The 13,423-nt window shown below is 72.5% G+C and carries 12 protein-coding genes; 6 read left to right on the forward strand and 6 right to left on the reverse strand.

The window, feature by feature from the left end; all coding sequences use genetic code 11:
• Positions 1-225 precede the first annotated feature (225 nt).
• Both ABZ194_RS20000 and ABZ194_RS20005 read left to right on the forward strand, forming a co-directional pair.
• Positions 226-1,167: a CoA ester lyase gene (locus tag ABZ194_RS20000; protein ID WP_355598272.1), complete on the forward strand. Its 942-nt coding sequence runs from the start codon at positions 226-228 to the stop codon at positions 1,165-1,167.
• Between the two features lie 310 nt (positions 1,168-1,477).
• A complete protein-coding gene (locus tag ABZ194_RS20005; protein ID WP_355598274.1) occupies positions 1,478-4,831 on the forward strand; it encodes a hypothetical protein in 3,354 nt (1,117 codons plus the stop codon).
• On the opposite strand, the gene ABZ194_RS20010 is transcribed toward ABZ194_RS20005, so the two are convergent.
• Positions 4,818-5,213: an NUDIX domain-containing protein gene (locus ABZ194_RS20010; RefSeq protein ID WP_355598275.1), complete on the reverse strand. Its 396-nt coding sequence runs from the start codon at positions 5,211-5,213 to the stop codon at positions 4,818-4,820. The genes ABZ194_RS20005 and ABZ194_RS20010 overlap by 14 nt on opposite strands.
• A gap of 72 nt (positions 5,214-5,285) precedes the next feature.
• On the opposite strand from ABZ194_RS20010, the gene ABZ194_RS20015 reads away from it, so the two are divergent.
• The 3 genes from ABZ194_RS20015 (at position 5,286) to ABZ194_RS20025 (ending at position 7,662) form a co-directional block, all read left to right on the forward strand.
• A complete protein-coding gene (locus ABZ194_RS20015) occupies positions 5,286-5,921 on the forward strand; it encodes a DUF6758 family protein (protein WP_355598277.1) in 636 nt (211 codons plus the stop codon).
• 109 nt (positions 5,922-6,030) lie between these two features.
• Complete coding sequence (locus ABZ194_RS20020) at positions 6,031-6,750, forward strand: MBL fold metallo-hydrolase (RefSeq protein WP_355598278.1); 720 nt, start codon at positions 6,031-6,033, stop codon at positions 6,748-6,750.
• Between the two features lie 6 nt (positions 6,751-6,756).
• Positions 6,757-7,662: a PD-(D/E)XK nuclease family protein gene (locus tag ABZ194_RS20025; RefSeq protein ID WP_355598280.1), complete on the forward strand. Its 906-nt coding sequence runs from the start codon at positions 6,757-6,759 to the stop codon at positions 7,660-7,662.
• 14 nt (positions 7,663-7,676) lie between these two features.
• Here the strand turns inward: ABZ194_RS20025 and ABZ194_RS20030 are convergent, their stop codons facing one another.
• Both ABZ194_RS20030 and ABZ194_RS20035 read right to left on the reverse strand, forming a co-directional pair.
• Positions 7,677-8,549: an alpha/beta hydrolase gene (locus ABZ194_RS20030; RefSeq protein WP_355598281.1), complete on the reverse strand. Its 873-nt coding sequence runs from the start codon at positions 8,547-8,549 to the stop codon at positions 7,677-7,679.
• Positions 8,550-8,690: 141 nt separating this feature from the next.
• On the reverse strand, positions 8,691-10,493 hold the full coding sequence (locus ABZ194_RS20035; protein WP_355598283.1) for a DEAD/DEAH box helicase: 1,803 nt from the start codon (positions 10,491-10,493) through the stop codon (positions 8,691-8,693).
• A gap of 369 nt (positions 10,494-10,862) precedes the next feature.
• On the opposite strand from ABZ194_RS20035, the gene ABZ194_RS20040 reads away from it, so the two are divergent.
• Positions 10,863-11,513, forward strand: a complete 651-nt coding sequence (locus tag ABZ194_RS20040; RefSeq protein ID WP_355598285.1) for a ferritin-like fold-containing protein — start codon at positions 10,863-10,865, stop codon at positions 11,511-11,513.
• 375 nt (positions 11,514-11,888) lie between these two features.
• Here the strand turns inward: ABZ194_RS20040 and ABZ194_RS20045 are convergent, their stop codons facing one another.
• From ABZ194_RS20045 to ABZ194_RS20055, 3 genes are all read right to left on the reverse strand, one after another.
• Positions 11,889-12,119 (reverse strand): DUF3107 domain-containing protein, encoded by a 231-nt coding sequence (locus ABZ194_RS20045; protein WP_355598287.1) that lies wholly within the window; start codon positions 12,117-12,119, stop codon positions 11,889-11,891.
• Positions 12,120-12,208: 89 nt separating this feature from the next.
• Positions 12,209-12,835 carry a TetR/AcrR family transcriptional regulator gene (locus tag ABZ194_RS20050; RefSeq protein ID WP_355598289.1) on the reverse strand — a complete coding sequence of 209 codons (627 nt, stop codon included), beginning with the start codon at positions 12,833-12,835 and terminating at the stop codon, positions 12,209-12,211.
• Positions 12,836-12,895: 60 nt separating this feature from the next.
• On the reverse strand, positions 12,896-13,132 hold the full coding sequence (locus ABZ194_RS20055; protein ID WP_355598291.1) for a hypothetical protein: 237 nt from the start codon (positions 13,130-13,132) through the stop codon (positions 12,896-12,898).
• Positions 13,133-13,423: the final 291 nt, after the last annotated feature.

Below are 13,423 nucleotides of genomic sequence, written 5' to 3' on the forward strand. Positions count from 1 at the left end.
CTCCTTGGCAACAGTGAAGGCCTTGTCACCGTGTCAAGGTCAAGTGGGGGGGCACGCCGTGAGATCACCAGGCATTCCCCGCCTACCGAGTTCGGTGTCTCATCGCAACCCAACGAGCGCCGTCACGCTGACCTACAAGCGCTGTCGCGACTCGTCCACAGAACCAGGGCCGTACACCACCGGGCCGAGAGGTGACGATTCCAAAAACCCGGCTAGCGTGTGGTCATGCGCTCCCGACGTTCGTGCCTGGCGGTGCCCGGCAGCAGCCCGCGTTTCCTGGAGAAGGCCCAGGGCCTCCCCGCCGACGAGGTCTTTCTCGACCTGGAGGACTCCGTCGCGCCGGCGGCCAAGGAGGGGGCGCGCAAGAACGTCGTGGCCGCGCTGCGCGACGGCGACTGGTCGGGCAGGACCAGGGTCGTGCGGGTCAACGACCTGAGCACGCAGTGGACCTATCGGGACGTCATCGAGGTCGTGGAGGGCGCGGGGGAGTTCCTCGACTGCCTGATGCTGCCCAAGGTGGAGGACCCGACCCAGGTGGTCTGGCTGGACGTCCTGCTCACCCAGATCGAGCGGGCCAACGGCCTGGAGGTCGGCCGGATCGGCATCGAGGCGCAGATCGAGAGCGCCCGGGGCCTGGTCAACGTGGACGCCATCGGGGGTGCGTCGCGGCGGCTGGAGACGCTGGTCTTCGGTCCCGCCGACTTCATGGCCTCGATCAACATGCGGACCCTGGTGGTCGGCGAGCAGCCGCCCGGCTACACCGAGGGTGACGCCTACCACTACATCCTGATGCGCATCCTGATGGCCGCCCGCACGCACGGCCTGCAGGCCGTCGACGGCCCCTACCTGGCGATCAGGGATCTGGACGGCTTCCGCCGGGTGGCCGGCCGGGCCGCGGCGCTCGGGTTCGACGGCAAGTGGGTGCTCCATCCGACCCAGATCGAGACCGCCAACGAGGTGTTCTCACCGTCGCAGGAGGACTACGACCGGGCCGAGCTGATCCTTGACGCCTACGCGTACTACACGACGGTCGAGAGGCGCGGCGCGGTCATGCTCGGCGACGAGATGATCGACGAGGCGTCCCGGAAGATGGCGCTGGTGGTGACGGCGAAGGGCCGGGCCGCCGGTCTGGCGCGCACCACCGCCTTCACCCCGCCCGTGGCCTGACGCCGGTCCCCCCGCGATTCTTATCTCGGAATTACCGCCGCAAACGGTGATAATTCCGGCGCTCCGCCGATAAATCTGACTAGAGAGGTCTCGTCATCGAGGCCCCGACGTGCTGCTCTGGATGGTGTACGGCCGGAGCCCGGGTCGTCGGGCCGTGGAGGTGATCGTTTCCACCGAACGGGGTAGTAGTAGGGTCACGTGCGATTCGCCGCCGCCCCGAGGGGCCGCGGCTGAGTCGCATGGAGACGGCTGGAACGGTCCGGATGCTGATCCGGGCTGAAAACGGGCTTCCCGCAAGGAGGTGCTGAGCGTGGCCCCGGGCCCCCACGACCCACGCTCGCGAGAGCGGCCGGCGGACGACGACGGCGTCCACGACGGCGCGAGGCACGAAATCAGGTCCCGGGATCCCCAGGGCGCCCCGCCGACGATCCAGCACTCTCCGCCGGCCCCCTCGGACGACGGCACCCGCGGTCTCCCGCTGACCTCGCCGTGGATGCTTCCGCCCTTCGCCTCCCCCGTTCCGGACGACGGCGAGGCACCCCGGGCCCGTCCCGAGGGGCTGGGCGGCGAGCGCCGCCGCCTCAACACCCAGCCCTACGCGTCCGCCTCCGGCCGTCCCCCCGAGGGACCGGAGGACGGCGACTACAGGGACCTGCTCGACCCGCCGGGCAGGGGTGGTGACCGCGGGAACCGGCCCGGACCGTCGCGCGGGCCGCAGGACGGCGACCGGGTGGACCGGCGGGGACCGTCCGGCGGGATCGAGATCGAGGACGGTGACTACGGAGACCTCCTCGGCCCCTCGTACGAGGACCTCCCGCACCGGAGCCCGCCCGGAGACGGTGACCGCGCGGACCGCTCCGCCGCCCCGTCCGAGCCCGGGAGCCGGGGCCGGAACAGGAGGAACCGGCCCGACCTGCTGGTCGCCTCGGGGCCGCCCCGCCGGCCCGCCGACCGGCCCCCGGGGGATCGGCCCGAGCCTCCCGGCCCCCCTGCCCCTCCCGCCGGGGAGTCCGGCCCACCGGGGCCGTCCGAGCGGTCTGAGACGTTCGGGCGGTCCGGGGTGTCCGCCGCCTCGGATCCGCCCCCCGCGCCCTTCAGGCCGCCCCCCGAACCCGAGGACGAGGTCCGGGTGGGGCCGTGGATCCCGGCCACACCCGAACCGGGGCCGGAACCCGAGCCGGCCGTACTCACCGGGGACGACTTCGAGCCGGTGCACCGTGTCGGCCGTCCGCCGGGCGGGCGGCCTGCCAGACCGGACCTGCTGGTCGCCCAGGGGCCGCCCGGCAGGCGCCGGGGTGGCGCCGGGCGCCATCACCGCCCGGCCGCCGCGCCCTCCGCGGTACGCCGCTCCAGCCCGGCGAGGCGCGGCGGCGGGCGGGGCCTGCTGGTCCCGGTGGTGATGGTCGTCGCCCTGGCCGTCGCGGTCGGCGGCGGCCTGGTGCTCTGGGGGTGGGTGAGCAGCCCGTTCGCCACCGGCCTCCAGCTGGTCGGTGACGAGGTGCGCTCCGGGGACGCGAACTTCGTCCCGCCGCCCAACGTCGGCGGCGACGGGTCGAGCCAGGTGCTCAACGCGGTGACCTCCGTCGGCTCCGTCATGGTCGCCGTCGGCAGCGACACCACCAGCCCGGTCCCCAGGCCGCTGTTCCTGGTCTCCCCGGACGGCGGCACGAGCTGGCGGCTGGGCAGCGTGACCGGACCGGCGGGTTACGAGAACGGGCCGACCACGGTGGGCCGGGTGGCGGGCGGCGACGGCCGCTGGCTGGCCGGGGGCAACGACCCGCTGGGCGCCGGCCGGGGGCTGTGGACCAGCGCCGACGGCTATCGCTGGACGGCGGTGGACCCCGGCGGGCTGGGGGCCTTCTCGACCGGAGACAAGATCACAGACCTGGCCAGGACCTCCTCCGGCTTCGTCGTGGTGGGCACCACCGTGCTCCGCGACGGCACCCTCGGGGCCGTCGCCTGGACCTCGCCGGACGGGCGGGGCTGGCACCGGGTGGACACCCGGGAGATCGGCATGCCGGACAAGGTGCGGGGGCTGAAGGCGGTCGTCGCCAAGGGCGACACCGTGGTGGCCCTGGGCGATCCGGCCCAGGGCCAGTCCGTCTCGGTCGTCCTGCGCTCGGCCGACGGGGGCAGGACCTGGCGCCGGGCCGAAACGCCGCTGACCGGTGTCATCGCCGAACCCGGCGCGCTGGCCGTGACCGGCGGCGGGTTCGTGCTCGTCCCGACCCAGCAGCGCAGCGACAAGGGCGAGGTCGGCGTCTACTGCTCGCCCCAGGGTCTCGACTGGACCCGGTGCGGCACCATCACCGGCCTGGCCCGCGACGGGTCGGGCGTCAAGCGGCTGGCCTCGTCGTCGGCGGGGGTGGCCGCGATCGCCGAGTCGGGCTTCGAGCACTACGCCGTCTACACCAGCGAGGACGGCCGCGACTGGCGCAAGACCACCGACCTCGGCCAGGTCCCCGGCTCGCTCCGGGCCCTCGCCGTCTCCGACCGGGGCACGCTCGTCGTCGGCGGTGACGAGCGCGCCGCCGACGTGGACAACCGGCTGGTCCTCATCACCGCGCCGGAGGGAGGGCAGGCCAGACCGGTCGCGCTGGACGGGATCGCGGGGCTCACCCGCGCCGCCCGCGACACCGCCAGGGTGGCCGCCGCGGACGGCGGGTTCGTCGCCGTGGGCGCCGCCTCCGGCGACGCGGGCATCTGGACCAGCGCGGACGGCCGGAGCTGGAAGGCCGCGGGCCCGGCGCAGGTCCTCGGCGGTTCACGGCGGCAGGCTCTCAGCGACGTCGCGCCGGGACGGCGGGGCTGGCTGGCCGTGGGCAGCACGATGACCGACGCCTCCTCCACCGGCCCCCTGCTCGTCACCTCCGCCGACGGCAGGACCTGGCGCAGGGTCCCGATCATGGGCCCCCTCGCCCCGGGCGCCGAGCACGACTTCCTCGCCCCCCACGCGGTCGCCGCCGGTCCGTCCGGCTACCTCCTGGCCGGTGAGGACCGCGGCCCCTCCGCCACCGTCCCCGCCCTGTGGTTCACCGCCGACCTCAAGCGCTACACCCGCGCGACGAGGTTGCCCGCCGGCGGCAACGGGGTGCGGCTGTACGACGTCTCGGCGACCTCCTCGGGATACATGGCCGTCGGCGGCATGGGCACGGCCGAGCGCGAGACCGGCGTGGTCTGGGTGTCGGCCGACGGGGTCAACTGGGTCGCCCGCAAACCCGTCATGCCCTCGGGCGCCACGTCGGCGGGACTCCGGCACGTGGTCCTGCACGGCGGCACCGTCGTCGCGACGGGTACGGCCAGGACCGACGAAGGACAGCGGGCCTTCGGCGCGGTATCCGACGACAACGGCTCGACCTGGGAGTTCTCCTGGCTCCCCGCCGACCGGGCCGCCGCCGTGCACGATCTGGCGGCGACGGCGGAGGGCGTGGTCGCGGTCGGCTGGCAGGGCGTCCCCGGCGAGGGGGACAGCGTGGCGTGGACCTCCGAGGACGGCCTGACCTGGCAGCGCCACACCCCGACCCAGGGCAGCCTGGGCGGCCAGGGCACCCAGTGGCTCGGCGCGGTCGCGGTCTCCGGTGGCCGGGTCGTGGCCCTGGGCCGCTCCACCACCTACGACGCCGACCACCTCACACTGTGGCGCTCGACCCTCACCGCCCGATGACCCCCCACTCGGTGAGGGCGTCCAGGAGGCCGGGGGAGAGCGGAAGCCGCGCGAGCTCGTCCTCGCCGAACCAGCCCGCGTCGGCGGCGTCGTCCCCGGCGGCGAGTGTGCCGCCGGAGACCTCGGCCAGGTAGTCGCGGATCTCGTAGACGGCGCCGCCGGGGCCGGGGCGCTCGACGGCGCCCGCCAGGCGTCCGGCGGCGACCGTCAGCCCGGTCTCCTCCAGCACCTCGCGGACCACCGCCTCGGCGTCGGACTCGCCGGGCTCGACCCGGCCGCCGGGGACGGACCACAGGCTCCGCCCCGGGGGGCGGCCTCGCAGGACGAGGAGCATCCGTCCCTCGCCGTCGCGGACTATCGCTCCGACACAATTTACCCGCACGTGAATAAGATTACGGCCGCATAACGGAACTGCCCTTGACGGGTGGGCGCCGACAAAGCAGCGTGGGTAGGCGTGAGAGCCGAGCCCATCTGCCCGCGCTGTTTCGGCCCGCTCCGCCCGCCCAGCGCCTGGTCGAGCGCGTGGCGATGCGGACCGCACGGCGACGTGCTGCCGCTGCAGCCGCCCAGGCATCCCTCCGTGGCCGCGCTGGAGGCCATAAGCAGGAGCGCCCGGGTGCCGGTCTGGCTGCCGTGGCCCCTGCCGCAGGGCTGGCTGGTCACCGGGTTCGCCGAGGCCGGTGACGAGCGCAGCGGTGTCCGGGCCACCGTGGTCGCGCTCTCCGGTCCCTCGCTGACCCAGGGGCCGGCCGACATGCTGATCATCGCGGAGGAGCCCGGGGTGGGGCTCGGCGCGGGGTTCGCCGGCCTGGAGGCCACCGACCCGGGCGAGGGGTTCGACGACGGGCCGCCGCACGCCAAGGTCGAGATCAGGGGGCATCCGGCCGCGCTGTGGTGCGTGGACGCGGCCCCCGACCGGGCGGTCTACGCGGGCGAGGCGCTGGGCAACTGGCTCTGGTCGGTCATCTGGCCCGCCGAGGCGGGTTACCTGATGACCCTGGCCGAGTTCGCCATGCGTGACCTCAGGGACCACCTTCTCGACCTGCCCTTCGGCGCGTTCTCTCCGCGACTGGGCGACGAGGGCGCGTGACCCGCGGGCACGCTCTCGCCCCGAGGGGCACGCGGGCAGGCGAAGTGCAAAGCCATCCGTTACCCGCCCCCGGGCCGCCCGGTGGGACAAGGCAGTAAAGTTCGGAAGCGTGACAGCGCGTATCGAGCGAGTGGTGACCGAGGGCGTCGTCGATATCGACGGCGTCGAGCACAAGGTCGAGAACAACACCTGGATCCTGGGTGACGATGAGGAGGTCATCGTCATCGATCCCGCGCGTGACGCGGACAAGATCCTGGAGAAGGTCGGGGAGCGGGAGGTGCTGGCCGTCGTCTGCACCCACGGCCTGCCCGACCACGTGGGGGCGGCCATCGAGGTGGCGGCGCGTGACGAGGCCGTCGTGGCCCTGCACCCCAAGGACCGGCCGCTCTGGCGGCGGACCTGGCCGGACACCTGGCCGGACATCGAGATGGAGGACGAGGGCCTGTTCGGCGTCGCCGGCGTCCAGCTGGAGGTCATGTCCACCCCCGGCGTCTCCCAGGGAGGCGTCTCGCTGTACTGCGAGGCACTGGACGCGGTCTTCACCGGCAAGTCCCTGCAGGCCGACGGCCCCGGCAGGATCGGCGGGGAGTACCCCGCGCTGGCCGACCAGCTCACCGCGATCGGCGGCCGGCTGTTCACCCTGCGCCACGGCACCCGCGTGCTGCCGGCGCACGGCGAGGAGGCCACCATCGGTGATCTGGAGCCGCACTTCGACGCCTGGCTCTCCGGCTCCCTGACCCGGGGCACGGCGGACGAGAAGGCCGAGGAGGGGCCGCTGACCGACGGGACGAAAGCCGCCGGAATCCGGCTGAACCTCCGCGACCAGTAGCCCTCCGTGGACCAGCTGCCCCTGGAGGGTATGCCGCAGCGGCTGTACGCGTGCACGCCGTCGCGGCTGAACACCTGGCTGGACTGCCCGCGGCGCTACCGGTTCACCTACCTGGACCGGCCGTCGCCCCAGAAGGGCCCGCCGTGGGCGCACAACAGCGTCGGCGTCAGCGTGCACAACGCCCTGGCCGCCTGGTGGCGCGAGCCGTACGAGCGTCGGACCGTGGCGATGGCGGGCGTCCTGCTCGGCAACGGCTGGATCGGCGAGGGGTTCCGCGACGCGGAGCAGTCCACCGCCTGGCGCGACCGGGCCCGGGAGATGGTCGTCGGATACGTGGCCGCCCTCGACCCCGCGGACGAGCCGGTCGGCGTCGAGCGGACCGTCGCCACCAGGACCTCCGCCATCGCCGTCTCCGGCCGGGTCGACCGGCTCGATCGGCGCGGCGACGAGCTGGTCGTGGTCGACTACAAGACCGGCCGGCGCCCCCTCACCGCCGACGACGCCCGCTCCTCACTCGCACTCGCCGTCTACGCCGTCGCCTCCTCCCGGATGATGCACCGCCCGTGTCACCGGGTCGAGCTGCACCACCTGCCGACCGGTTCGATCGTGGAGTGGGAGCACACCGACGACTCCCTGGCCCGCCACCTGAGCCGGGCCGAGGAGATCGCCGCCGAGGTCTCCGCGGCCGACGACGTCTATCGGGCCTGGTCGGGCAGCGCCCCCGGGCGCTCCCGTACGGCGTCCGCCGCGACCGCCGAGCGCACGCCCCCCGAGGTGCCCCCCGAGGTCGACGGGCTCTTCCCGCCCAGGACCGGCTCCCTCTGCTCGTGGTGCGACTTTCGCGGGCACTGTCCGGAGGGCCGGGCGGCCGGAGACGAGCGCCGGCCCTGGGACGGCCTCGCCGACGGTTGAGAATCCGCGCCCGGTCAGATCAGTGAGCGCGACTCGGCGGACTTCCAGAAGCGGATGAGCGCCGCCGCGGTCGTCTCGGGGGCGTCCACCGCGGGGGAGTGGGCCGCGCCGGGGACGACCACGCACTCGGCGCCCAGCCTGCGCGCCATCTCCGACTGCATCACCGGCGGCCAGCCGTCGTCGTGCTCGCCGTACAGGACCAGGGTGGGGACCTCGATCTGGATGAGCTCGTCACAGCGGTCCCGGGCGGAGAGCACCTGCCTGGTCATCGTGTACATCCCGGTGGGGGAGTTGGCGAACAGCCGCTTGCGCAGGAATGTGACGATCTCGTCAGGAACCCCGGCGGCCAGGGCCTCCGGCTCCATCCGGGTGTACCACATCTGTTCCAGGCCGACCTCGGGGAGCTCGGCGAGCATGGCCCGGCCCGCCCGCTCGCGGGGACCGATGATCCCGGCGGGGCCCGTGCTCATCAGCGTGTAGGAGGCGAACTTGGTGCGGCCGTCGATGACCGCCTCGCGGGTGACCAGGCCGCCGAAGGAGTGCCCGACCAGGTGGACGGGGTCGCCCTCACCGATCAGCTGCGACAGCACGTCGACGTCGTTGCCGAGCGCCGCGCAGGTGTAGGCGGCGGGATCCTCCGGGCCGCTCGTCTCGAACTGTCCCCGCATGTCGATCGCGACGACCCGGCGGCCCGACTGGGCGAGTGTCTGCAGGACCGCGATGAAGTCCTCTTTGCTACCGGTGAGGCCGGGGACCAGCAGGGCCGGCCAGCGCTCGGGGACGCCGCTGACCGGCAGAGCCTCCAGTGCGGCGAACGTGCCCACCGAGGTGTCGATCCGGCGGGCATGAACGCCTGGAGGCAGAGTCAGAAATCGCGGCGTACTCACGTGGCCCCACGATACCTCTCTTGTTGACGTGGCTCCGTGCGTCCGAAGACGTGCGTCTCCGGGCGCGAAAAAGGGGCGCCACCATCACGGTCGCGCCCCTTTTCTCATGGTGCGGCTAGCTCGGTTTTCTCATGGTACGGGCTAGCTCGGGCGGCGGGGACCCCGCTGCTGACCCCTCACCGGGGGGCGGCGTCGACTCTGCGCCCGCTCGGAGGCGGCCGACGGGGCGATCTCGTCGTCCTCGGTCGCCAGATCGGGAGACTGGAAGATCACCGCGAACGGGCTGGACGGGATGATCTTCTCCGGCTGCGACCGGGGCTGAGGCGCGGGCGCCTCGACGGCGGGCTCGTTCTCCCAGTCATCCGTCTTCTCCCAGTCATCCGTCACCGGTTCCCCCTTCCAGCGTGGTGCCTCTGTCATCGGCTCACGCCTGCGGCGCGGCCTGTCGATCTCCTCGGCCACGGGCTCGCCGCGGACCGGGGTCCCTGTCTCTTCGAGGAGGCTCACCTCGGGGGTCGGTTCCGACCTCCGAGGCCGGCTCCGGCGGGGCGCGGTCTCGGCGGGCCGGTCCTCACCGGTGTCCCTGAGCGGTGTCACGCCCACCTCCAGCTCGGAGAGCTCCACGATCGGGGTCTGGATCCCCTCGGCCGGTGCCGGGGTCTCCGCGCCGGTCCGGCCGCCGCGGGTGCGGCGCCGTTCCCTCGGGGTGCGGGCGGGGCGCTCACGGCGCTCCTCCCGCTCCTCGCCGTGGCCCTTGCGGGGGCCGCGTGAGCGGATCCGGCCGGTCTCGCCGAGGTCCTCGACCTCCTCGGCGGCCAAGCCCGCCCGGGACCGGTTGGCCCTCGGCAGCACGCCCTTGGTGCCCTCGGGGATGCCCAGGTCGGCGAAGACGTGCGGAGAGGTCGAGTAGGTCTCCGGCGGTTCGGCGAAGTCGAGCGAGAGGGCGTTGTTGATGACCTTCCAGCGGGTGAGGTCCTCCCACTCCACGAAGGTCACCGCCACCCCGGTCTTGCCCGCCCGGCCGGTGCGGCCGATCCGGTGCACGTAGGCCTTCTCGTCCTGCGGGCAGTCGTAGTTGACGACGTGGGTGACGTCGTCGACGTCGATGCCGCGTGCCGCGACGTCCGTCGCGACCAGAACGTCGATCTTGCCGTTGCGGAAGGCGCGCAGAGCCTGCTCGCGCTGGCCCTGACCAAGGTCTCCGTGGACGGCCGCGGCGGCGAAGCCGCGTTCCTTGAGCTGCTCGACGACCATGTCGCAGGCGCGCTTGGTCTCACAGAAGATCATTGTGAGCCCGCGCCCCTCGCACTGGAGCAGGCGGCCCACGATCTCGATCTTGTCCATCCGGTGCGCGCGCCAGACGAACTGGGTCGTCTGAGGGGTCGCCTCGGCCTCGGCGTCGTTGTTCTCGGCCCGCACGTGGGTCGGGCGGTTGAGGTAACGCCGGGACAGGGCGACGATCTCGCCCGGCAGGGTCGCGGAGAACAGCATCGTCTGCCGCTCGTCCGGGATGAGTTTGATGATGCGCTCGATGTCGGGCAGGAAGCCCAGATCGAGCATGCGGTCGGCCTCGTCGAGGACGAGGACGTCGATCTGGCCCAGGTCGAGATGCTTCTGCTTGACCAGGTCGAGCAGGCGCCCCGGGGTGCCGACGATCACGTCGACGCCCTGTTTGAGCGCTTCGATCTGGGGTTCGTAGGCACGCCCGCCGTACACGGTGAGAATCCGGGAGCCGAGCTTGCCGGCGGCCGTCACGAGGTCCTCGGTGACCTGTACGGCCAGCTCACGGGTGGGCACGACGACCAACCCGCGGGGCTTCTTGCGGTTCTTCCTGGGCTTGCCGACACGCTGGAGCATCGCCACGCCGAAGGCGTAGGTCTTGCCGGTGCCGGTGCGTGCCTGGCCGATGATGTCCTGGCCGTCAAGGGCCAGTGGAAGTGCCATCTCCTGGATGGGGAAGGGTGCGGTGATGCCCTCTGTCTCAAGGGCATCGGCGATCTCTGGTGTGACTCCGAGGTCTCGGAACGTCGTCAGCTTGGCCTGCCTAATTCTCCGTTGAAGGCAGTCCTGCCGGGACCACGGGCTGAAAAAAGTTCCCCGTGCCGGGTCCTCGCGGAAGGGCCAGCCCTCTCAATGCCATCAGCGACCGCTGCGGCGTCATGCCGACTTTTGGGGGCATCCGGGAGCAGATCCCCCGGACTAACACAGTGCGGTCGCACTTTCACAGAGCAGTGTACTCGATACCACAACGCGGAACCGATTTCTTCGTATTCCAGCTGAATCGTTAGGCGCCTCAACTCATAGGCTGCCTGCATGAGTGATTCCCCTCCCGGCGTCGCCGACCTGCTCGGTGTGCTCGCCTACGCCGAGCTGACGGCGTTCCTCCGGCTCGCCGAGGACGCCACGCGGTACGCCCCGACACTGACCGACCGAGCCGCGCTCGGCGACCTGGCCGCGACCGAGTACGCCCACTTCCGCCTGCTGCACGACCGGATCACCTCGCTCGGGGTCGATCCGGAGGAGGCGATGGCGCCGTTCGTCGGGCCCCTGGACGACTGGCACACCCAGACCGTGCCGGGAGACTGGCTGGAGGCCCTGGTCAAAGCCTATGTGGGGACGGGGATCGCGCTCGACTTCTACCGGGAGGCGGCCGCCTACGTGGACGCCGGGACACGCGAACTGGTCGAGGAGGTGCTCGCGGACGAGGGGCGGTCGCAGTTCGCGGTGGAGCGGGTCGGCGCGGCCATCCGGGAGGACCCCCGGCAGGCCGGGCGCCTGGCCCTGTGGGCCAGGCGGATGGTCGGGGAGGCGCTCAGCCAGGGGCAGCACGTCATCGAGGCCAGGCCGGAGCTGGCCAAGCTGCTGGTGGAGGCGGCCGGAGAGGACGTCACCCGGATGTTCGCCCGGCTCACCGAGGCGCACGGCAGGCGGATGGCCGCGCTCGGGCTGACCCCGGGCCCCTAGAGCCTCCCCACGGGGCTCCACGGGGCTTCACAGACCCCGTGGACCGTCCGTGACGGGCTTCGGCGCGGGAGAGGGCCGGTCCGGTCGCGGCCGCCGGACAGGACCCGAGGGGCCGCGCGAGGCCGAAACATCCCGAGACCCGCGCGTGGGGGCGCCAAACGGCTGTACCGTGCGAGACATGAGGGCCTCGCGCCGCTACGGCAGTTCCTTGACGAGATGTGGACCGAATCCGTGGGCTTCGCGCCCCGTGCTGCGCAGGGGGAGTGCGGACTGCCCGGCCATCGCCGGCGGAGGGCAACACGTCCGCCGGACCCGGCGCCCGTGTGGCTGCGGGTTCGGCGGACGGCGGATGTGTCCCGGCGGCCCCCGGGGATCCTAGAGAGTTCCGCCGAAACCGACGGGACGCGCCTCCTCCTCGCCGATCTCGATGAAACCGAGCGAGGTGATCGGGACAAGGATCCGGCGGCCCTTGCCGTCGGTGATGGAGAAGATCCCCCGGTCGGCGGCGAGGGCCTTGCCGAGTTCGTCCTCCACCTGCTCCGCCGAGAGGTCTGTCTCCACCACGAGCTCGCGGTGGACCGAACGCACGCCGATCTTGATTTCCATGCCGTTCCCTTTCGACGGGGGTTGCTCGTCCCATGGTCGCCCCGCCGGGGACGCGACGCGCCGTTTGATCGCGTCAAGCGAACACCCGATCAGTGATCGGTGGTCCGGGGAAAGCCGGAGATGCCGCGCCAGGACAGGCGGGCTATGAGCTGGGTGGCGGCGTCCTTGGGGATGGAGCCGTTGCCGCTGATCCAGTATCGGGCGCTGACCTCGGCCATGCCGACCAGGCCGACGCCGAGCAGCCGGGCCTCGTCGCTGGAGCAGCCGGTGTCCTCCTGGATGACCTGACTGATCATCTCGGCGCTCTCGCGGAGATTGCGCTCGATGCGCTGACGGACCAGGGCGACGTTGCGCAGGTCGGACTCGAAGACCAGGCGGAACGCCTCGCCCTGGCCGGAGACGAAGTCGAAGAAGGCGCCGATCACGGCCTGCACACGCTGCTTGTTGTCCGTGGTGGAGGCGAGGGCGTCGCGGCAGCGGGCGATCATGTCGTCCATGTGCAGGTCGAGCAGGGCCAGGTAGAGCTCCTGCTTACCGGGGAAGTGCTGGTAGAGGACCGGCTTGCTGACCCCGGCGCGCTCGGCGATCTCGTCCATCGCGGCCGCGTGGTAGCCGTTCTCCACGAACACCTCCTGCGCCGCGCTTAACAGCTGGCGGCGCCGGGCCGGCCGGGGCAGCCGGGTGCCCCGGGGCTTGGCGTCCGGGGTAGTGGTCACGGCACTCTCCTCGCGGGTGTTCATGCTGTCTCGCATCATCCTACGCGTGGGTAATTCGAGTCAGCGATAATCGTCCTCGTCAAGATCGACGGCACGGTTCTGCTCGGTCGCGTCCGCGGGGTCGGCGTCCGGCGGGATGTGGTCGGGCCATTCGGAGCCCTCCTCGCGCAGCAGACGATACTGCTCGGCCGCGTCGGCCTCGGGCGCCTCGATGTCGATCTCCCCGGGGATTTCCGGGGGGAGGTTCTCGGGCTCCTCCTCGTCGATGTTCTCGTTACGAGCACCCGTCTCCGCCATTCGCCCTCCTCGTCGTGTTCCGCCGCCCGCGCCGCCCGCCGGTGAACATCGGGCGCGCCCGTCCGCGGATATCGGACATCGCCCAGCGTACGGCCTCGGGCGCCGCCCGCCGAGAAAGACAGGGCATCGGATCCCCCATGCGCCTGCCTGCCCTGCGGGAGGACGCGGGCCACATCAGGCTCCGCCGGTTCCGCGCCGCGCTCCAGGCCGGCGTCGAGGCGGCCAAGGGCGGCGGGGGGCGCGGCTCCGCCCGGGAGAGGGGTCTCCGGAGCCGCCGCGCCCGAGAGAGGC

It is taken from the genome of Streptosporangium sp. NPDC006007 (genome assembly GCF_040614315.1).
Lineage (GTDB): Bacteria > Actinomycetota > Actinomycetes > Streptosporangiales > Streptosporangiaceae > Streptosporangium.